The following is a 25,532-nucleotide window of genomic DNA, read 5'->3' on the forward strand; positions in this document are numbered from 1 at the left end:
GAAGGATGAAGATGAAAACATTTATCTTTGCAGACAAGTTCTTTTTAAAAAGCGATGTTAAAGGACCTGGTTATTTAGAAATCACGGATGGTATCTTTGGTAATTATACAAAAGATGAACCGCAAGGGGACGTAAAAATTATTCGTGAGGAAGGCAAATGGATTGCCCCAGGTTTAGTGGATACTCATATTCATGGTTACATGAATCATGACGTAATGGATAACGATGCAGAAGGCATTAAAGTGATGTCTGAAGGCTTATTATCTTGTGGTGTAACTTCATTTTTACCAACAACGTTAACGTCAAGCAAAGAACGTTTAACAGACGTTGCACGTACGATTGGTCAAGTCTACCAAGAAGTACCTGGTGCAAAAATTCAAGGGATTTACTTTGAAGGACCTTTCTTTACTGAAGAACATAAAGGCGCACAAAATCCAAGTTATTTTGGAGATCCAGACCTTGATACATTCCACGAATGGCAAGAAGCTTCAGGCGGAATTATTAAGAAAATTGCGTTGGCACCAGAACGTAATGGTGTGAAAGAATTTGTTGAAACCGTTACAGATGAAGGTGTCGTTGTTGCTTTAGGCCATAGTAATGCGACCTTAGAAGAAGCTGATGTGGCAGTTGAAGCAGGCGCTAGCGTTTTTGTTCATGCATATAATGGGATGCGTGGCTTAAATCACCGTGAACCAGGGATGGTTGGTGCATTGTTAACGTTACAACACGTTTTCTCTGAATTAATTTGTGATGGACACCATGTACATCCGCAAGCGGCTGAAGTATTGATGGAAAAAGCGGGCCATGATCACGTTGCGTTAATTACAGACTGCATGATGGCTGGTGGTATGCCAGATGGCAACTACAATTTAGGTGAATTTCCTGTTGTGGTAGCAGAAGGAACGGCTCGTTTGGATACTGGGAACTTAGCAGGAAGTATTTTAAAACTAAAAGAAGCAATTAAAAATGTAGTTGATTGGGGTATTGCAACACCTGCACAAGCAATTATGATGGCTTCATTAGTTCCTGCGATCAGCTGTAAAATTGATGATCAATGTGGCATGATTGCAAATGGTCGCGATGCTGACTTTATCGTATTAGAACCAACCATGGAATTAGCAGCCACTTATTTAGATGGCGTAGAACGTTATCGAGCATAAGACACAAGAAAAAGCTTGCGGAAATTTATCCGCAAGCTTTTTTTATAATTCCTTTGGTAAAATCGCAGAAGTGATTTCTTTGTTTTCATAGGCAATAAAAAAATCGATTAATTGCTTGTCAAATTGCTCAATATCCTCTTTGTAAAGGGAGCTAGGAATCACAAAGGTTTGCTCTAGGGTGCCTGCTAGATAATCGCCATCTAAACTTTGGGCGACAACTAAAAATTCTTGTTCGCGCCAATGTTCCACATCTGTTTCAGAAATGGTTTCCGGAGAGGCTAAAAATTTACAATTTTCGACAAACTGTTCATCAATTTCTTCACTGAAAGTTAATTCAGCATCCTCTTCTTGAGGTTGAGAGAGGATTGCTTGCAAAAATGTTTGTGGTTTTGCATCGGGTAATGTTTCTTTTAGCTGTTCAAAATCCAATGAAAGTTCCTCCTTATTGTTTGTTTAAAATAGTTACTGAAAAATCAATGGGTGAATTTGTTTTAAGGCTTTTGGCTTCTAAGATGATTTTTTCAGCCAACAAATCGTTTCCGTTATATACAGGTGTCACGCGATAGCGAACGGTTTCGCCGCGATCAAGAGCTGCCCGAATCTGATTTTCATATTTCGTCATATAAGGAGTGTTGACAGGATTCTGATACAAGGTGGTTAAGTTACGTGGATCATCACCACTGCCTCCCATTTGACGGCCGATTAGGTGGCCACGCGAATGATTAGCTTTTCCTGAAATGAAACCAGCTGGTCGAATATCTTTATTAGCGGAAGTTCCTGTATTGACCATTGCGGGTTTTAATAGCGCATCAGCGCCTGTCGCTCGTTTTAGACGATCTAGAGAATGATAAGTAATCCAGCCGTTTGAGTTATCCTTTAATTCCTCTGCTGAAAATGTGGCTTTACCATTTTCAATGGGTCCGGGATTATCTCCTTTAGGTGCTGGTGTGCTTGAGGGGGTGGTTGTTTGTGGTTGAACATTAAATAAATCTTGTAAAGCATCAGGAACTTTAACGCCAACCGCGCCTAAAATTAAAATGATTAATGCGCCAATCAGCATGATGGTTGAATTAAATGGTGGTTTCTTCTTTCTGTTTGCCATAACGTGCTCCTCTAATTTTATACTTGCAATAGTCCAAATTTAAGTGGACCATCTTTTCTATTATACGTAAATTTGCTAAAAAATCAAAAAAGGCTTTTCTTTGAAAGACTTGTTTTCTCAGATATGTTACTATTTTAATGTAGAAGGGAAGGGATAGTGGATGGCCTATATTGAAGTCAAAAATGAATACAAGCGTTACCAAATGGGAGAGACAACTATTACTGCGAATGACGGCATTTCTTTTGAAGTGGAAAAAGGAGAAGTAGCGGTTATTTTAGGCCCCAGCGGTGCTGGAAAATCAACTGTTTTAAATATTCTTGGTGGAATGGACAGCTGTGATGAAGGGGAAATTATTATTGATGGTACAGATATCGCTCAGTTTTCAGAGAAACAATTAACCACTTATCGACGCAATGATGTCGGGTTTGTTTTCCAATTTTACAATTTAGTCCCAAATTTAACGGCAAAAGAAAATGTCGAATTGGCTTCGCAAATCGTTGCGGATGCGTTGGATTCGACCAATGTTTTACAATCGGTGGGTTTAGGGGAACGTTTAGATAATTTTCCAGCGCAACTTTCTGGTGGTGAACAACAACGAGTAACCATCGCCCGTGCGATTGCTAAAAAGCCCAAGTTACTTTTATGTGATGAACCGACAGGAGCGCTGGATTATGAAACAGGGAAACAAATTTTAACCATTTTGCAAAACACTGCTCGTGAAACTGGAACGACCGTCTTAATTATTACCCACAATTCAGCCATTGCAGAAATGGCCGATCGGGTAATTCGAATTAATGATGCGAAAGTTCGCGAAATGACTGTGAATGATCAGCCTAAATTGGTTGCTGAAATTGAATGGTAGGTGCCTAAAATGAAGAAAACAGCGCTAATTAAAACAAGCTTACGTGAAATTAGACAATCTACTACACGATTTTTATCGATTATGGGGATTATTTTCCTTGGTGTAATGGTCTTTGTTGGTTTGAAAGCTACTGGACCAGATATGATTAAAACCGCGAATAATTATTACCAGAAAGAGCAGCTTCCAGATGCGCGAATAATTTCTACAATGGGACTGGAAAAGAAAGATTTAACAACACTACAGTCTTTAAAAGATGTCGAAACAGTTGTGCCGCGGTATACAATAGATGCCACGATTGGGCCGCAAAATAATGCAGTAAAATTGTTTGGCTATCGAAAAAATCAAGCAGGATCGGTTAACTATCAAGTAGTTGACGGTCGGTTACCTAAACAAACAAATGAAATTGCATTAGATACATTAGCGAAAACTAGATATGACTATAAAATGGGTGATAAAATCACTTTAAACGATGTAGCGATTAAAGAAAAAGGACTGACGCAAACTCATTTTACTGTTGTTGGATTTATCAATTCAGCAGAATATATTGATAATACATCCAGGGGAACCACAACGGTCGGTTCTGGAACGTTAAACTTTTTTGGCGTGGTTTCGGAAAAAGCCTTTGACAGTCAACGATATCCAGAATTGCTAATCTCATTTCGTTCATTAAAACATCAAAATACGTATTTCTCTGATTATGAAAAGAAAAGAGAGCAGGCCTTAAATCAGGTAAAAGAGGCACTGAAAAATCGGCCAGAAGAACAGATTGCGGCTCTGCGTGATTCGGCTCAGCCGGACATTAACCAAGGTCGGCAAGCGCTGGAAACGGGAAAACAAGCGCTTGCGCAGTTGGAGCAACAACCAGGAATTCCAGCTGAGATGCTTGAAAAGCAAAAAGACGAATTGGCTAAACAAGAACAACTGTTGGCTGAAAAAGAAACAGAGCTAGCCAATTTGAAAGCCCCAACGTATTATTATTTTACTAGGGAAGACAATCCAGGATTTTCTGAATATCAAGATAACGCTGATCGGATTTCTTCTTTAGCCACGCTGTTCCCGTTGTTCTTTTTCCTAATTGCGGCATTAGTCAGCTTAACTACCATGACACGTATGGTGGAAGAAAAAAGAATGGAAATTGGTAGTTTGAAAGCTTTAGGTTATCGTAATCGTGAAATTGCTTCGATTTTTATTACCTATGCAACTGTTGCCAGCCTAACAGGTGCATTATTAGGATTGGCAGTTGGCTATTATCTATTCCCTAAAATAATTTTTGATGCCTACGGTCAAATGTACAATATTCCTGATTTAGTTACACCGTGGTACTTAAATTACAGTTTATGGGGCATCATTGTAGCCTTAGCTTGTACTGTGGGAGCGGCCTTAGTGACATTAAGAATCGATTTATTAAGTACCCCAGCTACCTTGCTAAGACCCAAAGCGCCGAAAGCAGGCCAACGGATTTTATTAGAACGAATCCGCCCTTTATGGCAACGCATGAGCTTTATTCAAAAAGTGACCGCTAGAAATCTGTTCCGCTATAAACGACGGATGCTGATGACCGTTATCGGAATAGCTGGTTGTATGGGGCTGTTAATTGTTGGTTTTGGTTTACGCGATTCAATTGTGGATGTCGCTACAATTCAATTTAATAAAATCTGGCATTACCAAGCAGTCGTGACTTTTAAAGAGCAAACAACATCTGAAGAGACAAAAGAGTATCAAGAAACGTTGCGCAAACTGGATGGTTTGAATAAAACAATTCCGTTATATTCAGAAATCTTTAAAACGAAGGGCAAAGGCGCACCAACTCAAAATATTACTCTTTATGTGCCACAAAATCCTTCGAAAATGGCTGATTTTCAGTTATTTAATGATCGAGTCACTGGAGAAAAATATTCCCTCAACGATGACGGTGTAATCATTAATGAAAAATTAGCTAAATTATTTGGCTATAAAGTCGGAGATCAATTAAATTTAGAAAATAGTGATAATCAAACCTATCACGTGAAAATTGCCGCGATTGCAGAGAACTACACGGGTCATTTTGTCTATATGACGCCGAAACTCTACCAGACGATGACGAAACAGAAGCCGGAGTATAATACAGAATTCCTACTTTTTGACAAAAAGTTATCCTCAAAACAAGAAACCTCAATCGGAGAGGCGTTGACAAAACAGCCGAAAGTGTTGAACATTACGTTTTTAACTGCGATGAAAGGTTCGTTTGATGATATGCTGAAAAGCCTTGATATTGTCATTTGGGTACTAATTGCTGTTTCTGGTTCTTTAGCGTTAATTGTGTTATATAATTTAACCAACATTAATGTTTCTGAACGGATTCGAGAACTTTCCACGATTAAGGTTTTAGGGTTTTACGATCGTGAAGTCACCACCTATGTTTACCGTGAAAACATTATTTTAACGTTCATTGGTATTATTGTTGGCTGCTTCTTTGGGAAAATTTTGCATCAGTATATTTTAGCAACCGTTGAAGTTGATTTAATTATGTTTTCGCCAATTATTCATTGGCCAAGTTATCTGTATTCCGCAGTCATCACCATGTGTTTCACGTTGTTTGTGATGGTCATTATGCATCGGAAATTGAAGAAAATCAATATGATTGAAGCGTTAAAATCAAATGAATAGCACATTTTAAAAAACGAGGAGTCCGTAGAAGTTCGATAATTCTAGGGCTGCTCGTTTATTGTTGCTTCTTTTATTAAGAAAAAATAGGTCTTAAGATGTATCTTTTGAGATTTATTTGGAAATTACTACTCTTTTTATTTAAAAATTGGTACACTATTACTAGGTTATAGCACAGAAAGGAGTGTGGGAAAAGTGTTAGAAGGTCTACCATTGGAAACGGTTTATTTTTATGCATTAGTGGGGAGCGCGGTCCTCGCTTTTTTACTAATTATTTTTGGGGATGTTTTTAATTTTGATGGACCGGTGGACCCAATGCTGATTATTCCATGGATTGCTTTTACCTCGCTGTTTGGGTACCTTGGGGAAGAATTAACAGCGGTGAATAGTTGGCTTATTTTAATTGTCAGTGGTATTCTTTCAACCATTATTGTTTTCTTCCTAAATTTTTATGTGTTGGTCCCTTTGAAAAATTCGGAGGCCACAATTTCTATTTCGGAAAAAGACATGGAGGGTCGTGTTGCTACTGTGATTACCCCAATTCCTGTCCGGGGAATGGGCGAGATTCAATTGAAGAGTGTCACAGGTTCGTTAAGTCGACCAGCAGCATTTTATGTGCCACAAGAAGTGGCTGCGCCAAGAGGTAGTGAGGTATTGATTATTGAATTGAAAGAACGGGTTTGTTATGTCATTCCTTACGAAGGCAGTCTAAAAATATAGAGTAGGAGAGAAGAAAATGGGGATTTTGTTACCGATTATTATTGCAGTTTTAGTATTATTAATGTTATTAATTGTGTTTGTTTCTAAATATCAGACAGCCAAACCTGATGAAGCGTTAATTATCAGCGGGAGCTATCTAGGCTCTAAAAATGTTCATGTAGACGAAGGTGGCAACAAAATTAAAATCGTTCGTGGCGGTGGTGCGTTTGTCTTACCAGTGTTCCAACGTTCAAATCGAATTAGTTTGCTTTCAAGTAAATTAGATGTTTCCACACCAGAAGTGTACACAGAACAAGGGGTTCCTGTGATGTGTGATGGGACCTCAATCATTAAAATTGGTTCGTCAGTTGAAGAAATTGCGACAGCAGCGGAACAATTTTTAGGAAAAACAACGGAAGAATTAGAAAATGAAGCACGTGAAGTATTAGAAGGACATTTACGTTCGATTTTAGGTTCAATGACAGTGGAAGAAATTTACCAAAACCGTGATAAATTTAGCCAAAGTGTACAAGAAGTTGCCAGTGTTGACTTAGCTAAAATGGGCTTAGTTATTGTGTCGTTCACAATTAAAGAAGTTCGTGATAAAAATGGATACTTGGATTCATTAGGGAAACCAAGAATCGCTCAAGTTAAACGTGATGCAGATATTGCTGAAGCAGAAGCTTTGAAAGAAACTCGCATCAAAAAAGCGGAAGCAGAAAAAGAATCACAACAAGCGGAATTGCAACGTCAAACAGAAATTGCAGAAGCTTCAAAAGAAAAAGAATTGAAATTAGCGTTATACAAACAAGAACAAGATATTGCCAAAGCCAAAGCAGACCAAGCCTATAACTTGGAAAGCGCGCGTGCACAACAACACGTGGTGGAACAAGAAATGGAAGTCAAAGTCGTTGAACGTCAAAAACAAATTGAGTTAGAAGAAAAAGAAATTACGCGTCGTGAAAAACAATACGACTCAGAAGTGAAGAAAAAAGCCGATGCAGATCGTTACGCACGCGAACAAGAAGCTCTTGCTCAAAAAGCACGCGAAGTGGCAGAAGCCGAAGCAGAACGCTTCAAAGTTGAAGCATTAGCCGAAGCGGAAGCCAACAAAACGCGTTTAACAGGTCAAGCGCAAGCCGAAGCTATTTTAGCTCGTGGTGCAGCGGAAGCCGAAGCCAAACAAAAGATTGCTGATGCCTTCAAAGAATATGGTGAAGCAGCTGTGTTAAGTATGGTGATGGAAATGTTGCCACAATTAATGAAAGAAGCAGCACAACCACTGGGCAACATCGACAAGATTTCAGTGGTAGATACAGGCGCAGGTGGCGAAAATTCTGGCGCCAACCGTATTACCAATTATGCAACAAACTTGTTGGCTGGTACACAAGAAACACTAAAAGAAACAACGGGCCTTGACGTGAAAGAGCTAATTGAAAACTTTTCTAAAAAAGGTACCTCAAATAGCGTGAACTATCATGCAACAGAAGGTTCAGAAAAAGAATAGAAATCAGCCTTTAAGGAGTAGCGAATCGCATTTCGTTACTCCTTAATGCTGCATTGAAACGATAAACGAACAAGCTGACAGATAAATAGCGAGTGCTTGTTTTGTTTCAAAGATTCTGATAACATAGAGTTCTTGGAGGGATAGAGATGTCAAAAAAGAATAAAGATATTGAAGTACGTGTTGAAGAAGAAAAAGCCCAATACAATGGAGCGAACGTTTTAATGAACAAATTATTTATTGGTAAAAAAGAAATCGGTCGTGTCATTCCGCAAAATGATAAAAAATTCATCATTGAAATTGATGGCAAGCAAGAAGGTACAGCAAAAAATCTGGACGAAGCCTTTGAAACAATTATTCGTCAATGGAATTTAAGTGAATAAAAAATAAATAACAATTTTTTTAAAAAAAGGGTTGCTTTTTTCTGGAAAAGATTGTATTATAACTAAGTCAGGTCGTTACAGCGACAATGACTTTTTGGAGGAATAGCGAAGTGGCTAAACGCGACGGACTGTAAATCCGTTCCTTAGGGTTCAGTGGTTCGAATCCACTTTCCTCCATTTTCTTTTTGGGGTATAGCCAAGCGGTAAGGCAACGGACTTTGACTCCGTCATGCGTTGGTTCGAATCCAGCTACCCCAGTTTTCAGAACATTTCTGGTAGAGAGATGTTCTTTTTTTGTATAATTATATAACAAAAATGAGGTAAGATTTTCCTCATGTACAGGCTAGAAAAGTTTTCATTTATATAAGAATATGCTAAAGTATTAAGAAAGAATAGTCTGGAGTTGATAAGAATGAACTTTAAAGAAAAAATTACAGAAATGGTTGAAAATGTTTACGATTTAGCACGCGATGGTAAGTATGATGTCAAAGTTGACTTAATTCCTCGTAAAAAAGGCAACATCAAAAGTGGTGTTAAAGTCACTTCTTCAAGAAATACAGCCCACAATATCAAATGGCGTTCAAAAAACTAACTCGTCTTTAACAGAAACACCGGTGCAGACAACATTATTGTCTACTCCGGTGTTTTTATTTTTCTAATTCGATGCCTAAGACAGTTAAATGCCCATTACCAACTAATTTGATAACTAATTGGGCTAAGTGGTTGGGTGTCATATCCGTCTCGCTAGTAATCCACCAATGAAGGGTACCGATGAAGATAGAGGTCATGTATTCAATAACAAAATCTATCGGTACATCAATATCATTTTCGGTAATACGCAACTGCGAAAAAATCGTCGCATATTTTTCTTCGATAATTTCAGCTAAGCGTTTTCGAAAGTGTTCGTTGAAATTATTGTCCATGATAGTTAAGAAGAAAGATTTGTTCTCTTGAATATTAATATAGAGTTGCGTCAGAAGTTCTTCAATGTGCTTCACGCGGACACGGTTGCCATTAACCAGTTGTTGCGAATCAAGAATAGCGGTAAAAGCACTAAGCGTAAAGGTAAAGATTGCATCATATAAATGCTGTTTGTCTTTAAAATGAGCATAAAAAGTCGCACGATTAATCATAGCTTCATCAGCAATATCCTGAATCGTCACCGCTTCGTAGCCTTTCGTTTCTACAAGTTTAAAAAAAGCTTCAATAATCATTTTTCTGGTTCGTTGTACTCTAAGGTCTGTTTTCTTTGCCATCATAAATTCCTTTCGAGATAGTCAACATTCGCGGAAACTTTGTTGTTTATCTCACAAAATAGGGTAAATTGCTTGTTGCAAATCATTTAGAACCTTTCTAAAATAGGTATATCTATTATAACAAACAGTTTGTATAATAATCAACAAACTGTTGAAAAATGAAGGGGTATTTTAATTGATGGTTATGAGAGCAGGGATTGATGTTGGGTCAACGACAGTAAAATTAGTATTTTTAAATAAGCAAAATCAGCCTATTTTTACAAAATATGAACGCCATTTTTCAGATGTCAAAGCAGCAACGGAACGCATTTTAAAAGAAGGGCTAGCAAGGATCGGTGCAGACCAACCTGTGACAATGAGCATAACTGGCTCTGGTGGTATGGGGCTGGCTGAGGTATTAGGGATTCCCTTTGTTCAAGAGGTTATCGCGTGTACACGAACTGTTGAAACAATAATACCAGAAACGGATGTTGCTATTGAACTTGGCGGAGAAGATGCAAAAATCACTTTTTTTGATGGTGCTTTAGAGCAACGAATGAATGGTAGTTGTGCAGGTGGGACAGGCGCCTTCATCGATCAAATGGCTGTTTTACTTAAAACGGATGCCAATGGAGTGAATGAATTGGCGAAGAATTATCAAACTATTTATCCGATTGCTTCCCGCTGTGGGGTTTTTGCCAAAACGGATGTTCAACCTTTAATCAATGAAGGAGCAGCGAAAGAAGATATCGCGGCGAGTATTTTTCAAGCGGTAGTTAATCAAACAATCGCGGGGTTAGCTGCTGGTCGAAAAATTAAAGGTAAAGTAGCATTTTTAGGGGGACCTTTATTTTTCATGTCAGAATTGAGAAAACGGTTTGTTGAAACCTTAGCAATTCAGACAGAAGATGTTATTTTTCCAGAACAACCGCAACTGTTTGTAGCAATGGGTGCAGCACTTTATTCAGAAGATGCAGCCGAATGTACATTGGAAGAATTAATTCAGCGCTTAGTGAACAGCCAGGCTACTGATTTACAGCCGAGCGACACGTTACCACCGTTATTTAACAGCGCAGAAGATTTGGCAGATTTTCGAGAAAGACATGCGCAAGCCCAAGCAACGGAGAAACCTTTATCTCAACATACTGGCGTGACCTTTTTAGGGATTGATGCAGGCTCCACAACGACAAAAGTCACATTGATTGATGAAGATGGTCATTTGTTGTTTTCTTTTTATGGTAATAACCAAGGGCAACCTTTAGAAACCACCATGACAGTACTGAAATCACTTTATCAACAACTGCCTGAAGAAGTTTTTATCGGAAAAGCGGCTGTTACAGGATATGGAGAACAGCTAATAAAAAATGCGTTAAAAGTCGATATTGGTGAAGTTGAAACGATGGCCCATTACAAAGCAGCCAACCATTTTCAGCCAGGTGTGGATTTTATTTTGGATATCGGAGGACAAGATATGAAAGCGATGACCATTAAAAATGGCGTGCTTTCCTCGATACAATTAAATGAAGCTTGTTCTTCTGGGTGCGGTTCCTTTATCGAAACCTTTGCGCAATCTTTAAAATATAATGTGAAGGATTTTGCTTTGGCGGCTTTAGAATCGCAAGCGCCTGTTGATTTAGGTTCTCGGTGTACTGTTTTTATGAACTCAAAAGTGAAACAGGTTCAAAAAGAAGGGGCCTCCGTCGGCGATATTTCTGCTGGACTATCTTATTCAGTCATCAAAAATGCCATTTATAAAGTCATTAAGGTTCGCCGACCTGAAGAGTTGGGAGAAAAGATTGTCTGCCAGGGAGGAACATTTTACAATGAAGCTGTCTTGAGAGCTTTTGAAAAAATTAGCGGTCGTGAAGTGGTTCGTCCTTCTATTGCTGGTTTGATGGGGGCCTATGGAGCAGCGCTGATTGCTTTGGACGCTTATGAAATTGGGGAAGAAACCACGCTTCTTTCTTTAGAAGAGTTAGCGGCATTTACCTCTGAAAAGGAATTTACTCATTGCGGCTTGTGTGAAAACAATTGTCAATTAACGGTCACAGTGTTTTCAGATGGGCGCCAATTTATTACGGGAAATCGCTGTGAACGTGGTGCACGAATTAAAATTAAACGAGAAGAACGCAAAGTAAATTTGGTTGATTATAAGTACCGCAAGTTATTTAAGTACCGACCTTTGCGGGAAAATAAAGCGTTTCGTGGGCGCTTGGGTATCCCTAGAGTCCTAAACATGTATGAAAATTATCCTTTGTGGCATACATTTTTTACTGACCTAGGCTTTCGGGTCGAATTATCGCCACGTTCTAATAAGCAAATCTATGAACAAGGCCTTGAAACGATTCCCAGTGATACGGTTTGTTACCCAGCGAAAATGGCGCATGGACATATTCAAGCATTAATTGATGCGCAAGTGCCAATTATCTTTTATCCTGGTGTTGTTTTTGAACAGCAAGAAACAGTGGAAGCAGATAATCATTTTAATTGTCCAATTGTGCAAAGCTACCCAGATGTTATTCGAAATAATGTGGATGCCATCAGAGAGGGCCAAGTGGATTATCGAAATCCCTATCTTAATTTAGCGAATGAAGCTGCAGTTGCCAAAGTTTTAGCTGAAAATTTTGCTGATTTAGGGATTTCCTTAGAAGAAATTCAAACAGCGCTGCATCATGGTTATCAAGAATTAGCAGCTTTTAAAAAAGAAATTCAAGAAAAAGGCGAAGAAACGTTAGCCATGTTAACTGAAAAAGGCCAGAGAGGGATTGTCTTATCGGGGCGACCGTATCACTTGGATCCAGAGATTAATCACGGCATTGCCGAAGTCATTACACAGGAAGGATTCCATGTCTTGACAGAAGACAGTATCTCGCATCTTGGAGACGTGCAGAATTTACGTGTGGTGAATCAATGGGTCTATCATTCTCGCTTATATGCGGCGGCTAAAGTAGTGGCTAAGACGAAAAATTTAGAACTTGTCCAACTGAATTCCTTTGGTTGCGGCTTAGATGCTGTGACAACCGATCAAGTAGAAGAAATCATGGATCGGTCTGGCAAAATTTATACAGTCCTCAAAATCGATGAAGGTGCGAATTTGGGCGCAATTCGTATTCGGTTGCGCTCCTTGAAAGCGGCTGTCAATGAGCGGGAGAAGCAACAGTTTGTTCCGCATATGCAAATGGAAGAGCCAGAGAAAATTGTGTTTACAAAACAAATGAAAAAAACACATACCTTACTGTTACCAATGCTTAGCCCGATTCATCAATCTGGATTAGTCGATGTAGCATTACAAGCTTCTGGCTATCATGTTGTCTGTTTGCCTGCGCAGGATAAAGAAGCCGTGAATGTCGGGTTAAAATATGTCAATAATGATGCGTGTTACCCAGCAATTATTTCTATCGGACAACTAGTCGAAGCTTTGGAAAGTGGTCAATATGATTTGGATAATGTCAGTGTCTTAATGACGCAAACAGGGGGCGGTTGTCGCGCAACGAATTACATTCCCTTATTACGAAAAGCCTTAAATGATGCTGGTTTTTCTCAAGTTCCTGTAGTTTCAGTTTCGATGGGCAATAAAGGGGTCGAATCCAATCCAGGATTTAAATTTACGTTGCCAATGATCAAACGCTTAGTGGTTGCCTTTTTATATGGTGACTTATTCGAACGAGTAGTTTATCGAACAAGACCTTATGAAACAGAAAAAGGAATGGTGGATCAACTGCACCAAGATTGGCTAAAAAGAGTGGAAGCCAATGTCCGGAATGGTTCGCTGACACAATTTAATCACTTCATGAAAAAAATTATTCGGACGTTTGATGAAATTCCTTTACAAGAGATAAAAAAACCAAAAGTCGGTGTGGTCGGGGAAATTTTAGTGAAATATTCGCCGACAGCGAATAATGATATTGTGCGTTTGCTAGAAGAAGAAGGTGCTGAAGCAGTTGTGCCAGATATTGTTGGCTTTATGAACTATTCTTTGTACAATCAAATTTGGAAATACGAAAATATGGGCATGTCAAAACAAAGCAAACGTTTAGCAGAATTTGCGATAAAAATCATTGAATTGGTAGAAAAACCAATGGATAAGGCATTGAGAAAATCGGTCCGTTTTGATGGTATTCATTCCATTTATGATATGGCAGCAGATGCAAGTAAAATTTTATCAATTGGTAATCATACAGGTGAAGGTTGGTTTTTAACAGCTGAAATGATTGAGCTCTTAAAACACGAGGTGAATAACATCGTTTGTATGCAGCCGTTTGGGTGTTTACCAAACCATATTGTTGGAAAAGGGGTCGTGAAAGAGCTACGACGTCAATATCCGCAAGCAAACATTGCGGCGGTGGATTATGATCCAGGGGTATCTTTGGTCAATCAGTTGAACCGAATCCGTTTGATGATGGCCACAGCGAACAAGTTGTTGAAAGAAGAAAATGTAAAAAGATAATAACTAATAGAAATTCGTTTAAAAACATTTGACTTGGTCACTTTTTACTGACTAAGCCAAATGTTTTTGTTATAAAAAGAAAGCATGCAACTAGACCAACTTTGATAAAAATTCCAATTCCTCTTTTATTTATCATTTTTTGGTTGTTTACACGGTCTATACCAGTTATAATAGAAGAGGAGATGAACGAAGAGGAGGAAGCGTAAATGGTTCAAAATATACCAATTTATATTCAAATTCACGATAAAATCAAAGAAGATATTGAAAAAGGTGTCTGGAGTATCGGGGATCGTTTGCCCTCTGAGCGAGAATTAGCCTTGAAATTTGATGTTAGTCGAATGACCTTACGCCAAGCCGTTCAGACTTTAGCAGACGAAGGGATTTTAGAACGAAAAATTGGTTCAGGAACATATGTAGCACGTAAGAAAGTTCAAGAAACAATGACAGGTACCACTAGTTTTACAGAAATTACCTTGTCTCAAAATCGCGTTCCTTCTAGTCGGACGGTGTCTTATTTTGTAGCGAAACCTAGTTCTAGTGAGATGGAAAAATTACAACTAGGTCCAGAAGATTCAATTTTACGAATGGAAAGAATTCGTTTTGCGGATGACATTCCGATTTGTTTTGAGGTGGCGAGCATTCCTTATTCATTGGTCTCGCAATATGGCAAATCTGAAATCACGAACTCCTTTTATAAAACACTTGAAGCCAAATCTGGTCACAAAATTGGCCATTCTAACCAAACAATCTCTGCTGTTCAAGCATCGGAACAGATCGCAGAATATTTAGAGATTAAACGAGGCGATGCGATTCTGCGTGTGCGCCAAGTATCCTATTTTGAAAACGGACTACCTTTTGAATATGTTCGTACGCAGTATGCAGGAAGTCGATTTGAGTTTTATTTAGAGAAGTAGAGAAAAAGAATGAATAAAAGATAGGAAAACTTATCAATGTGATAAGTTTTCCTATCTTTTAATTTTTTTTTGCTAAAGAAATAAATTGTTTTTTAATAAAATGTATATTTAATTATTAATTTATCTGACGTTAAAAAATAACGATTTAATGGAATTTATTTATTTTTTAAATATTTTTTAAATAATTTTTATTTATCAGTTATTTTTTGTTTTTATTTTGATAAATATTGATTTGGATGGTTTTGTAATGTTGTTTTTAAGAGTTTTTATTTGTTTATTTTATTGTTATAATTATTTTTATGCGAATACGTATATTTTTAAATAGTTGTTGACTATATTTTTTATATATAGTTATAATATTTGTAACAGGTAATAAAACTATAAAAAATGTGGAGGGATTACTTATGGCAGGATCAATTGCTGTAACACCAGAACAACTGAAATCACAAGCGAAAGTATATTCGCAAGCATCGTCTCAAATTCAAGATGCAATTCGTAAAGTGAATTCAATGAACCAACAAATTTCACAACAATGGAAAGGGCAAGCATTTCAAGCGTATCTGGAACAGTACAATCAATTGGAAGGTAATGTCAAACAGATGGAAGAATTATTGATTAGTATTAATCAACAATTAAACAAATATGCAGACACTGTCGCAGAACGTGACCGTCAAGATGCAGGATCATTTGGCTTTTAATTGATCAAAGATTGAAGCGCTAGCGCAATGAATTGCACTAGCGCTTTTTCTAAAGGAGAGAAGATAATGGAAGGGAAAATAAAAAAGGTATCCCTTTTGCCTTAGCAATTGGAGCAACTTTCTTGTTATTACTTTTTTTCATTCATTTAGGGTTTAAAGATGAGAACGTGACTCGAAGTAGCAAAGATCAGACAACAAAGATGCAGTACGCATTAGTTAATGAAGATAAAGGCGCAAGTTTTGAAGGAAAACGTTATGCATTAGGTTCTGATTTTGTCACATTAATTAACAAAGATACAGCTAATCGATGGGAAACAACGACTCGGAATATCGCAACATCTGGGGTTGAAAATGGACAATTCGATGCTCAAATTATTATTCCGCAAGATTTTTCGGAGAAATTATTGTCACTACAAGCTGTTAGTCCAGAGCAGGCTTCTGTTGAATACCAAGTGCGAGACGGACAAAATGAATTGACCAATCAAGCAATTCAAGACAAAGTAAATACTATTTTGAAAGATTTTAACCAACGCGTAATTCAGATGTATTTTTCCAGTATTGTTGGAAATTTAGTTATCGCACAACAAAACGTTAACCAAATTACTGATACGCAGTTGCTGTATCAAAATCAATTAGAAGAAACAATTCAGCAACCATTTAAAGAAATTCCCATGAATTATACGACAGTATTAAGTACGGCTAGTATTTTAGATGAGGACAATAAATTATTTACAAACGAGCAAGAAGCGTTTGTAAAATCAGTACAAACCTTATTAGAAAGCAACAATCGGAGCTTAGAATCAACTAGTAAGACAACGGAAGATACGAAAAAATCAGTGGACGAGTATTCGAAAGAAGCAAATGAAAAAATAAAAAAATCAATTGCACAATTTAATGAACAGTTTGAGAGACAAAAACAAGAATTGACTAATCAATGGGAAAGTGACACGACAGTATACAAACAACAATTCGATCAACTAAATGGAATGGTAATCAATCAGTTTAGCTCCTTCTACACACCAAGTGAACAAGGAAGCTCAGGGATTTATGCTGACTTTTTATCAGAATCTAAATTATTTCAAGAAACACAAAGCAATCGCATTGGCGAACTACAAAAAGAAATCGCAGAACTACATATGCAAGTAGAACAATTAACTGCGTTAAAAAAGCAAATTGCGGCTACATATTATAATGATCTTGAAGCAACACCTGAGATAGCAACAGACACTCAAATTAAGCAAGCGATTATTCAGTTAATTACGAACGAAAAAGAAAATATACCTAACTTAGATAAAAATTATCAGGAAAGATTGGAAGAATCACTAAGTGAAATTTCTTTTGTAAGTTTAGAAAGACTCGTTAGTGAATTAGAAATGAATAATAGGATTTCAGTTGAACAAGGCAATCTTTTCCGTGATGAGTTACAAATTATTCAGCGATATGCAGAACAACATGAACTTGATTTCACCAATTCAAGCCGCTTTATGTATTTGGAACCTAAACAACTTCATGAAGATACTATAGCGATTCCACAAGAAAAAGTAACTTTTTCACTAGCGACAAATCAAGAGTCGGTTATTTCATTACGACAAACCAATACACAAAATGGCGAATTGTCATTTCTTTTAGATGATTCAAAAGTTCAAACAATTAAAACATCTTTGAATCAGCAGTTAGCAGGTACAGGTTACAGCATTGATATTTCAGCAATTACCCCAACACAGCTAACAATTACCAAACCAGTCAAAATACAAGCTGAGATTCCTGAGAATGATGAAGTGGACGAAGAAAATACGCAAGAAGAGTTGGCAGAAGAATCCGAAGATGAATCTGAAAAAGTAACTGAGCCAGTAAATGATTTGCTCTCACTTCCAGAAAAACTTTACTTAACGATTGACTTACCAATGTCTTGGCAACTGACACCAGAACAACAAAAAACAGCATTTAATCAGATTGATTATTCTTGGTGGGTAAATAATGAGCTTCAAAATGCACGTTCGTTCGCTGTGTATATTGCAATGGACCAACCATTAGTAACCGATATTCCTGAAATCATGAAGCAATTTCAACTTTTAGATACTGTATCACAACAAATTGTGACTTTATATGGTACGCCTAATCAAAGTCTATCTATTCAAGAGTATGCAGCAATGTTAACCGCTCCTGAAAATCAGGATAAAACAATTGAAGAGTTAGCAGGTGAGACATCCATTTACTGGATGTACGACAATATCACTGAAAACGAGCAAACCATGATGATTACAGATAAATTATTAGACGAATATAAAAAAACAGGAAATCAATTATATCGAGAAACAGATGAACAAATTAATCAATTAAAACAATTAATTGGTACTGAGACAGATCAAAATACAGACGGACGACCTACAACACTTTACGGAACATTAAATTTAATGACGGTCCCTGAAAAATTATTACGAGAAGCGGAGAAATTAAATACATGGTTTGATGAAGCAACAAAACAAGTAAATGCGACATATGCTACTTGGCAAGAAGCTGGAAAAGTGGGAGCTACTTCTGTAATTGATGAAAGAAATCCACATCCAGAAGAAAATCAAACCAGCACTTTAGATGCAGAAACAGAAAATTTAGTTAAAATGATGCAAACGTTAATGCAAACAACGAAAGAAACTAGTCTAACAACAGCTGATTCAGCAGCCAAAGTCAAAGATGTTGCCCCGACTATCAAAGAATTGAAAGCCTCAACAACCAAAGTTCAAGATCATGCGCAAAATATCTTAGCAAACTTAAATGATTCAATTGATGAGTCAAAGAAAACAACCAAAGAAAATGAAGAGTATGCCAAAACATTTGAAAAAGTATTGGCTAATACAAGAGACGGCGGTGCTGATAATCCACGGGTATTTAGTTTCCTTGCGAGCCCAATTCAAGGAGAAGGGATCTTTGGCGAAACCCGACAAGTCTCTTTAATTCCCTATTACGCTACCTTGATTGTTAGTATTTTAACATTCGTTATTGCGCTAACTTTCCAAGGCTTTATGAAGAAAAGAACAGTTACTGTAGCGGATGCGTTGGTTGAACCAACCAGAGTTTGGCAAAATATACCAAATCTGTTATTACTCTTGATTACGGTTATTTTGTTTGGGAGTGTCTTTTCACTTCTACTGGTGTTCAATGTATCTCAAATAAATCGATTCGCTTGGTTTAGCTATAGTTTCTTAGTATTTGCTAGCGGTGCACTTTTGGTTTGTGCTTGTTTACGCCAATTTAAAAAACTTACTTTATATGTTTATGGAGCTATGCTGGGGTTATTTTTCATGTTGACACCTTTATTAGGCATTGCAACAAAGGTAGGCTCATTAAGCAATTGGCTCTATCGTTTATCGCCGCTTCAAAATATCCAAAATGGCTTTACTGCTTTAGTAAATGGCGTACAAATTAGTTGGGTTAGTTACCTTATTTTAATCGTTTTACTTGTTTTAGGTGTTGTCCTTAATTTATTTGTACGACCGGAGGAATAGCCATGAGAAAATTAATAAAAATAGTGATTGTTTTAAGTGTTAATATGCTCTATTTGTCATTGTCATCAACAAAAACAAAAGCAGAAGAAGTAGGCGCTTTAAAAATAAATAATCAAGTGATCTACCAAGATAATCAGCAGAAAAAAAACGTAGAAGTGAATTTCATTATTCCAGATTTGTTTTTGCCGATAAAAGCAGAGAGAGAAAAAGAAGTCAATCAAAGTAAAGCGAGGGTTGTCAACGAAGCAAAAAATGATGTATTTAGGACAGAACAGAATGCAAAAACATTAGCAGTTGATAAAAAGGTAAGGCCTTTTCTGTTCAAAGAGACGGCAACGGTCACTTCTCCTGAAAGCGTTGAATCTCTTGAGGTTCAACGAGAAATATCCATAAACTTTTGGTTGTACAGTGGTATTTTTTTAGGAAGTATAGTTATTTTATTCGTTGGTGTTTTTCTAGGAAACCGTTTTTCATATCATCGTGCGCAAAGCGGAAATTAAGGAGTGAAAGAAACATGAACAAAAGAACATCGATTGGTATCGGCTTACATGTGTCGAATCAAATTATTGATTTGCAAATCCCTAATCAGGTATCAGTTGCACGTTTAAAAGAATTGTTACTCGAATCGTTTGAGATGTTGCCAAACCGTTTGCCAGCATCATTTGAATTGGTTGTTTTGAATAAACCAATTCATTTAGCTGACAATCAATTAATTGCAGATTATCCATTAGGGAATGGCGACCAACTAGTAGTAAAAGAAATTGTAAAGGAGACACATGGATGAGCGAGTTAAAGGATATTTCAGAGACAATCACGTTAGAAGCAACAAAAGAATATGTTCAAGTGACATTACAAGCAAATCAATATCAGTTAGAAAGACTAGAACAGTTTCAACAATTTTTAAAATCAAGTCGTGGATTTTTATCGGGAAAAATAATACAAGCAACGGAAGAAGCGTTAGTGATTCAATACCATAAGGATCAATATATGCAATCCATTTTACAAGCGATAAAAAAAATGGATCAATATGAGCGATTATTGTTAGCGCAAAGAGTTCATTATTTGGTTGATTTCTTAGGTACGCCGGTCCAACCCTTTATTCATCCAGAAAACATCTATATCTTGGGAGAAGAATTATTAATTGCTCATCGTGGTTTTATGCAGGTCATTGTGCCTTATTCAGCAGATGAAAGAGAATTTTTTAAACAATATCGAGCGCTGATTTTAGCAATCTTACATCCAAAGTATGAGTATGAACAATTGATTCAAGGGAATGGCACCCTGAAAGATACGCTATCTAAACAATTACAAGAGGCGAAAACAATCAATGAAATTGAGCAAATCATTGGTGAACAAATCATTCGTCAAAAAGCCAAGCGCGAAGCAGAAACCAAATTAGTGAGTAAAAAAAGTTATTTAACCTTTAAATGGGCCAGCTTAGTGTTATTGGCTTTAACGCTACTTTTTGCAACTACAACAGGGATTTATGTCTTAAAAAAATTACCAGCCCAAGAGCGAGTGAGTTTGGCAGAAGCGCAGTATATTTCTAATGACTATGCAAGTGTTACGAAAACATTAAAAGAAGATACACCAGAAGAATTGCCGATAGGAGCTAAGTATGTTGCTGCTGTTAGTTCTGTCCAACTAGATAATTTATCAAATGAACAAAAAACAGCAATTTTAAATAATTTATCTCAAAAATCTAGTGAAAATACCTTACTTTATTGGATTTATATTGGCAAAGGAGACTTTGAAAAATCATTAGATATTGCCCAAAATTTAGGCGATAACCAATATATATTACATGCCTATACAAAATTATATGATGCAACCAAAGCCAATAACAAAATGAACGGCGAGAAAAAACAAGCATTGTTAACAAAATATGAAGAAGCAATTGATAAATACATGAAAATCTTGGGAGGAAAAACGGATGACAACGAAAATCAGTAAAAAATTGGTCTCTGTGAATGATCAAATTCATACATCTAGCATGATTTATTTTGACATTTTTTATTTTGGTCCCCAACTTCTTCACCGTCAAATTACGGCTAAAAACCCAAGTGTTTCAATCAATCAACAATTATTTTTTTACGAAAATGAAGAATTATTCTGTAATGGTGAAACCTTTGATTCTGCTGAAAATTTTTCTGTTTTTCCCCACGAAGAATTGATTACTGTCACCACCAATAAACCACAGAAAGATTTTTTAATTGCCTCTGCCAAAAATGCTGCGATTTCATTAGAAACAGATGCCATCATCAATATTACACTAACACCAGAAACTGGGGAATATACAGCAACGATTTATCCCGGAGAAGATACGATTTACTACAATCATTATTTAGTTGAAAAAGGAAGCTATGCTTTTGCAGTCGGTGATCAATTAGTTGTCAATGGCTTAATCATTGAAGTTCGGGAAAAACAATTAAAGTTAACAAGTCTAGGAGCTACATATTCCCTGAATCCTTGGCAAATTGTAGAAGAGGAGGTTATTCCAGAATATCCTGTCGATTTCCCGTCATTTCGACGAAGTCCACGGATTCACTTGAAGGAGCCAAAAAAACAAATAGAAATTGCTGCCCCAAAAGCCAAGCAAACAGAAGGGAAAAATGAACTGTTACGGACGATTGTCCCACCTTTAGGAATGGTCGTTTTGAGTGGCGCAACAAGCTTTTTAAGTGGGGGAAATCCAATTATGATGCTTAGTATGGGCGGAGCGAGTTTATTGACGGCTGGTTTTTCAGTCTCTAGTTATTTCACCAATAAAAAAGAAACAAAGCAAAAGAATATCGAACGGACAAATAGCTACGAACAATATTTAATACAAGAGAAAGCTCGTTTAAGTATACTGCAACAAGAACAAAAAGAGGCCCTGGAATATATGAATCCTGCCATGAACGAATTAGCCTTAATGACAAAAGAGTATCATGCGCGGATATATGAACGCATGATGACTAATGAAGATTTTTTGACAGTTCGCTTAGGGGTTGGTGAAATTTCTTCAAGTTTTACGACAAATTATCAGTCAACGGAAGATGATTCACTAAGTCAAGAAGCTGAAGAACAATTAGTATGGCCATATAAACAATTAGAAAAGGCGCCGATTGTTGTACCACTAATGGGACAAACCTTAGGATTGGCGGGAACACCTGCTGTTTTAAGGACAGCCATTCAAACGTTGTTATTTCAAGTGTCTGTTTTACATTCCTATCGTGACGTAGAGTTTGTTACTTTAGTACCAGAGGAAGATTATCAGAAAGATTGGCATTCTTGGCGTTGGTTGCCACACGTCAAAATCCGCAGTCTGAATTTGCGTGGGATTGTTCATGATCCTCAAACAAGGGATATGGTTTTAAATTCTTTCTATCAAATGATTACGAAACGTCGTCAACAAGTGCGCGAAGCCGGCAATGAAAAAGTTCACTTTCAACCACAGTACATTCTGTCGATTTTAGAAGAAAGCTGGTTGTCAGGGCATGGCTTAAATGAATTTTTAGCTGAAGATATGAGTCAATATGGTGTGACAGTTATTTGGGGAAAAGATGCTTTAAATATGTTACCAGAAACGACAACTACACTGATTGAGTATCAAAGTAGTGAAGCGGCGACTTTAATTAATCAAAATAATAAATATGTGAACCAAAACTTCGTTCCTAATCATTTACCGACTGCTTATCCGCTTGCTTATGCGATTCAGCGCTTGGCGAATTTGCAGCATGTGGAAGTGGAGAAGAATGCTATTCCTGAAGCAATTGACTTTTTAGAATTATATGATGTAAAGGAAATAAAGGATTTAAATGTAACAGACCGTTGGCAAAAAGCCGATACTTCTAAGTCTTTAGCAGTTCCTCTTGGCGTTCGTGGCAAAGATGACATTGTTTACTTGAACTTACATGAACGTGCCCATGGACCGCATGGACTTGTCGCAGGAACGACTGGCTCTGGTAAGTCTGAAATAGTTCAAAGTTATATGTTGTCATTAGCTGTTAATTTTGCTCCAGAAGATGTAGGTTTTTTACCTATTGATTTTAAAGGAGGCGGAATGGCTAACTTATTTGCAAAATTACCTCATTTGTTGGGTTCGATCACTAACTTAGATGGAGCTAGTTCAGCTAGAGCATTACAAAGTATTCGTGCAGAATTACAAAAACGACAACGAAAATTTGGAGAATACGGGGTTAACCACATCAATGGTTATACGAAATTATATAAACAAGGAAAAGAAATTACTGACCCAGAAGAAAAGAAAAACTATCCAAGTGAGCCCTTACCCCATTTATTTTTAATCAGTGATGAATTTGCTGAATTAAAAGCCAATGAACCAGATTTTATGGCAGAACTTGTCTCTACTGCACGGATTGGTCGTTCGTTAGGTGTACATTTAATTTTAGCGACACAAAAACCAAGCGGCGTAGTGGATGACCAAATCTGGTCAAACTCACGGTTTAAGCTGGCATTAAAAGTTGCTGACGCCAATGATTCCAATGAGATTATTAAAACCCCAGATGCTGCTAGTATTACTCAACCGGGTCGTGCTTATTTGCAAGTAGGGAATAATGAAATTTACGAATTATTCCAATCTGCTTGGAGTGGTGCTAACTATGATCCATTCGCTACCAAGGAAGAAAAAGTGGATGAAAGGATTTGGTCAATTAATCAATTAGGACAATACGAATTATTAACTGCCGACCTTTCCGAAGAAGAAGAGGTTTCTATTAAAACGGAGGAAGAGTTAACACAATTAGACGCAATTGTTGAAGAAATTGCCAAGCATGTGGAAGAAAGTCAAGCAACTTTACCAGAGAAACCTTGGTTACCTCCATTAGCAACAGAAATTGTTTCACCACTTTTTAAAACGCAATGGCAAGAACAACGAGAACTTTCTGTTCCTTTTGGTTTTATGGATATTCCAGCAAAACAAGAACAAGTCAATTTCAATTTCGATTTGCACGAATTAAATCATACTGCCTTATATGGTTCACCGGGGTTCGGTAAATCAACAGCTTTGCAAACCCTAGTAATGAACTTTGCTCGTAAAAATACACCAGAACAAGTTCAATTTAATTTGTTTGATTTTGGTACAAATGGGTTGTTACCATTGAAAAAATTACCACACGTTGCTGATTTAGTCCGTTTGGAAGAAGAGGAAAAATTAGTTAAATTCTTAAAACGAATTCGTAAAGAAATTCAAGAGCGTAAAGAGGCCTTTACTGAATACGGTGTTGTTAGTTTAAATCAATACGAAGAAAAATCAGGACAGAAATTACCAGTGATTGTTACGATTGTAGATGGGTTTGATGCAGTCAAAGAAAGCCCATTAGAAGATCCAATTGAATCTGTTTTAAATCAATTGCTACGAGAAGGAGCAAGTGTTGGCTTGTATACCATTATTACGGTCTTAAGAACAAATAGCTTTAAAATGAGTATGACAAGTAATATCCCAACACATATCGGTTTGTATTTAGTAGAAGAAGATGCGATTCGTGATGTTGTTGGACGAGAAGCTTTGATTCCACAAGAAATTATGGGACGTGCACAAGTGAAATTGGAACAGCCGCAAGAAATTCAAATCTATCTACCAACAGAAGGGGAAAATGATATCGCTCGTTTAAACCGTTTAGAACAAGAAATTGAAAAGATGAGCCAAAAATGGGGCGGTGAACGACCGCTACCAATCCCAATGTTACCGAAAACAATCGCTATGGCGAATCTATACAATCATCCACACGCTCAACAAATGCTGGAAAATATGGAGTTTCCTATTGCCTTTGATAAAGAAACGACTAACATAGTGGGCTTCAAACCAACGGAACACGGTTATTTTGTGATTGGGGATGATACACCACAACAAAATGAATCTGTTGAAAAAGTGATTATCGAAGACATGAAGCATTTTAGAGGGCGTGCCGAACGGATTATCTTTAACCATAGTGACCGTTTTGGCGGTTATGCAGATAGCTTTGATACGGTGATTGCAGGAACTGAATATGGAAGCTTTGTCAATGAATTATTACAGGAAATTGAACAACGACAAATGATTAGTGAGTATGAACCGATGTTGATTTATATTCCCGAAGCACAACAATTTGTTGAAAAATCCTTTATTAGTGCTGAAAACCTAAATATCCTACTGAAAAAAGGTAGCCAAGTCGCGATGTATTTTATTTTCCAAACCAATCAAAAATTATTGGAAAACAGTTTTAATGATGCCGATAAATTATTACGTGCTAATATCCCAGCGGGTATGGTTGGTACCAGACTCGCAGACCAAAGCTTTGTTAAAACGAAAAGTGATTATAATGAATCTGCCGTGGAATTGGATGAATCTCATTTCTTTGAAGGTCGAACAGCAATGCGGGTGAAGTTAGTAAGTGAATAA

General features: G+C 37.2%; 18 protein-coding genes and 2 tRNA genes. 17 read left to right on the top strand and 3 right to left on the bottom strand.

The genetic code is table 11. The annotated features are described in order from the left end of the window. Positions 1-11: 11 nt before the first annotated feature. The gene (nagA, locus tag IGL56_RS05385; RefSeq protein WP_002357814.1) at positions 12-1,160 is read left to right on the top strand and encodes an N-acetylglucosamine-6-phosphate deacetylase; all 1,149 of its coding nucleotides are present in this window, start codon (positions 12-14) and stop codon (positions 1,158-1,160) included. A 42-nt stretch (positions 1,161-1,202) separates the two neighbouring features. On the opposite strand, the gene IGL56_RS05390 is transcribed toward nagA, so the two are convergent. Then, entirely contained in the window at positions 1,203-1,589 is a 387-nt protein-coding gene (locus IGL56_RS05390; RefSeq protein ID WP_002357813.1) for a hypothetical protein, read from the bottom strand. Between the two features lie 13 nt (positions 1,590-1,602). Beyond that, positions 1,603-2,262: a DNA/RNA non-specific endonuclease gene (locus IGL56_RS05395; RefSeq protein WP_002357812.1), complete on the bottom strand. Its 660-nt coding sequence runs from the start codon at positions 2,260-2,262 to the stop codon at positions 1,603-1,605. A gap of 160 nt (positions 2,263-2,422) precedes the next feature. Between IGL56_RS05395 and IGL56_RS05400 the strand changes: the two genes are divergently transcribed. The 8 genes from IGL56_RS05400 to IGL56_RS05435 all read left to right on the top strand — a co-directional run bounded on the left by IGL56_RS05400 (position 2,423) and on the right by IGL56_RS05435 (position 8,945). Beyond that, positions 2,423-3,124 carry an ABC transporter ATP-binding protein gene (locus IGL56_RS05400; RefSeq protein ID WP_002363831.1) on the top strand — a complete coding sequence of 234 codons (702 nt, stop codon included), beginning with the start codon at positions 2,423-2,425 and terminating at the stop codon, positions 3,122-3,124. 9 nt (positions 3,125-3,133) lie between these two features. Next, positions 3,134-5,770 (top strand): FtsX-like permease family protein, encoded by a 2,637-nt coding sequence (locus IGL56_RS05405; RefSeq protein ID WP_010773960.1) that lies wholly within the window; start codon positions 3,134-3,136, stop codon positions 5,768-5,770. Positions 5,771-5,953: 183 nt separating this feature from the next. Further along, the gene (locus tag IGL56_RS05410) at positions 5,954-6,487 is read left to right on the top strand and encodes a hypothetical protein (protein WP_002357809.1); all 534 of its coding nucleotides are present in this window, start codon (positions 5,954-5,956) and stop codon (positions 6,485-6,487) included. Positions 6,488-6,503: 16 nt separating this feature from the next. Further along, on the top strand, positions 6,504-7,973 hold the full coding sequence (locus tag IGL56_RS05415; protein WP_002357808.1) for a flotillin family protein: 1,470 nt from the start codon (positions 6,504-6,506) through the stop codon (positions 7,971-7,973). Positions 7,974-8,119: 146 nt separating this feature from the next. After that, positions 8,120-8,353: a DUF2969 domain-containing protein gene (locus IGL56_RS05420; protein WP_002357806.1), complete on the top strand. Its 234-nt coding sequence runs from the start codon at positions 8,120-8,122 to the stop codon at positions 8,351-8,353. A 96-nt stretch (positions 8,354-8,449) separates the two neighbouring features. After that, a tRNA-Tyr gene (locus tag IGL56_RS05425) sits at positions 8,450-8,530 on the top strand. A 9-nt stretch (positions 8,531-8,539) separates the two neighbouring features. Beyond that, positions 8,540-8,611, top strand: a tRNA-Gln gene (locus tag IGL56_RS05430). Between the two features lie 154 nt (positions 8,612-8,765). Continuing rightward, on the top strand, positions 8,766-8,945 hold the full coding sequence (locus IGL56_RS05435; RefSeq protein WP_002357804.1) for a hypothetical protein: 180 nt from the start codon (positions 8,766-8,768) through the stop codon (positions 8,943-8,945). Positions 8,946-9,000: 55 nt separating this feature from the next. On the opposite strand, the gene IGL56_RS05440 is transcribed toward IGL56_RS05435, so the two are convergent. After that, positions 9,001-9,612: a TetR/AcrR family transcriptional regulator gene (locus IGL56_RS05440; protein ID WP_002357803.1), complete on the bottom strand. Its 612-nt coding sequence runs from the start codon at positions 9,610-9,612 to the stop codon at positions 9,001-9,003. 175 nt (positions 9,613-9,787) lie between these two features. Between IGL56_RS05440 and IGL56_RS05445 the strand changes: the two genes are divergently transcribed. The 8 genes from IGL56_RS05445 (at position 9,788) to essC (ending at position 25,532) form a co-directional block, all read left to right on the top strand. Then, positions 9,788-14,035, top strand: a complete 4,248-nt coding sequence (locus IGL56_RS05445; protein ID WP_002385954.1) for a 2-hydroxyacyl-CoA dehydratase — start codon at positions 9,788-9,790, stop codon at positions 14,033-14,035. A 206-nt stretch (positions 14,036-14,241) separates the two neighbouring features. Beyond that, positions 14,242-14,949 carry a GntR family transcriptional regulator gene (locus IGL56_RS05450; protein WP_010815969.1) on the top strand — a complete coding sequence of 236 codons (708 nt, stop codon included), beginning with the start codon at positions 14,242-14,244 and terminating at the stop codon, positions 14,947-14,949. 404 nt (positions 14,950-15,353) lie between these two features. Then, on the top strand, positions 15,354-15,647 hold the full coding sequence (locus IGL56_RS05455) for a WXG100 family type VII secretion target (protein ID WP_002357798.1): 294 nt from the start codon (positions 15,354-15,356) through the stop codon (positions 15,645-15,647). Positions 15,648-15,769: 122 nt separating this feature from the next. Beyond that, positions 15,770-19,150, top strand: coding sequence for a type VII secretion protein EsaA (gene esaA / locus IGL56_RS05460; RefSeq protein WP_430599853.1), 3,381 nt, complete (start codon positions 15,770-15,772; stop codon positions 19,148-19,150). 2 nt (positions 19,151-19,152) lie between these two features. Next, the gene (locus tag IGL56_RS05465; RefSeq protein WP_002357796.1) at positions 19,153-19,650 is read left to right on the top strand and encodes a hypothetical protein; all 498 of its coding nucleotides are present in this window, start codon (positions 19,153-19,155) and stop codon (positions 19,648-19,650) included. A 14-nt stretch (positions 19,651-19,664) separates the two neighbouring features. Beyond that, positions 19,665-19,934 carry an EsaB/YukD family protein gene (locus IGL56_RS05470; protein ID WP_002357795.1) on the top strand — a complete coding sequence of 90 codons (270 nt, stop codon included), beginning with the start codon at positions 19,665-19,667 and terminating at the stop codon, positions 19,932-19,934. Then, on the top strand, positions 19,931-21,103 hold the full coding sequence (essB, locus tag IGL56_RS05475; RefSeq protein WP_002385952.1) for a type VII secretion protein EssB: 1,173 nt from the start codon (positions 19,931-19,933) through the stop codon (positions 21,101-21,103). The genes IGL56_RS05470 and essB overlap by 4 nt, the downstream gene beginning before the upstream one ends. Then, positions 21,084-25,532 (top strand): type VII secretion protein EssC, encoded by a 4,449-nt coding sequence (gene essC, locus IGL56_RS05480; RefSeq protein ID WP_250180628.1) that lies wholly within the window; start codon positions 21,084-21,086, stop codon positions 25,530-25,532. Before essB ends, essC begins: the two co-directional genes overlap by 20 nt.

Origin of the sequence: Enterococcus sp. DIV1316a (assembly GCF_050536915.1) — a bacterium.
GTDB classification, from domain to species: domain Bacteria; phylum Bacillota; class Bacilli; order Lactobacillales; family Enterococcaceae; genus Enterococcus; species Enterococcus faecalis.

What these genes read in the sequence shown, in the direction of transcription:
- IGL56_RS05435 (WP_002357804.1), top strand. Translation starts at nt 8,766, where the DNA reads ATGAACTTTAAAGAAAAAATTACAGAAATGGTTGAAAATGTTTACGAT.
- nagA (WP_002357814.1), top strand. Translation starts at nt 12, where the DNA reads ATGAAAACATTTATCTTTGCAGACAAGTTCTTTTTAAAAAGCGATGTT.
- essB (WP_002385952.1), top strand. Translation starts at nt 19,931, where the DNA reads ATGAGCGAGTTAAAGGATATTTCAGAGACAATCACGTTAGAAGCAACA.
- IGL56_RS05395 (WP_002357812.1), bottom strand. Translation starts at nt 2,262, where the DNA reads ATGGCAAACAGAAAGAAGAAACCACCATTTAATTCAACCATCATGCTG.
- IGL56_RS05445 (WP_002385954.1), top strand. Translation starts at nt 9,788, where the DNA reads ATGGTTATGAGAGCAGGGATTGATGTTGGGTCAACGACAGTAAAATTA.
- essC (WP_250180628.1), top strand. Translation starts at nt 21,084, where the DNA reads ATGACAACGAAAATCAGTAAAAAATTGGTCTCTGTGAATGATCAAATT.
- IGL56_RS05465 (WP_002357796.1), top strand. Translation starts at nt 19,153, where the DNA reads ATGAGAAAATTAATAAAAATAGTGATTGTTTTAAGTGTTAATATGCTC.
- IGL56_RS05420 (WP_002357806.1), top strand. Translation starts at nt 8,120, where the DNA reads ATGTCAAAAAAGAATAAAGATATTGAAGTACGTGTTGAAGAAGAAAAA.
- IGL56_RS05415 (WP_002357808.1), top strand. Translation starts at nt 6,504, where the DNA reads ATGGGGATTTTGTTACCGATTATTATTGCAGTTTTAGTATTATTAATG.
- IGL56_RS05455 (WP_002357798.1), top strand. Translation starts at nt 15,354, where the DNA reads ATGGCAGGATCAATTGCTGTAACACCAGAACAACTGAAATCACAAGCG.
- IGL56_RS05440 (WP_002357803.1), bottom strand. Translation starts at nt 9,612, where the DNA reads ATGATGGCAAAGAAAACAGACCTTAGAGTACAACGAACCAGAAAAATG.
- IGL56_RS05470 (WP_002357795.1), top strand. Translation starts at nt 19,665, where the DNA reads ATGAACAAAAGAACATCGATTGGTATCGGCTTACATGTGTCGAATCAA.
- IGL56_RS05405 (WP_010773960.1), top strand. Translation starts at nt 3,134, where the DNA reads ATGAAGAAAACAGCGCTAATTAAAACAAGCTTACGTGAAATTAGACAA.
- IGL56_RS05400 (WP_002363831.1), top strand. Translation starts at nt 2,423, where the DNA reads ATGGCCTATATTGAAGTCAAAAATGAATACAAGCGTTACCAAATGGGA.
- IGL56_RS05450 (WP_010815969.1), top strand. Translation starts at nt 14,242, where the DNA reads ATGGTTCAAAATATACCAATTTATATTCAAATTCACGATAAAATCAAA.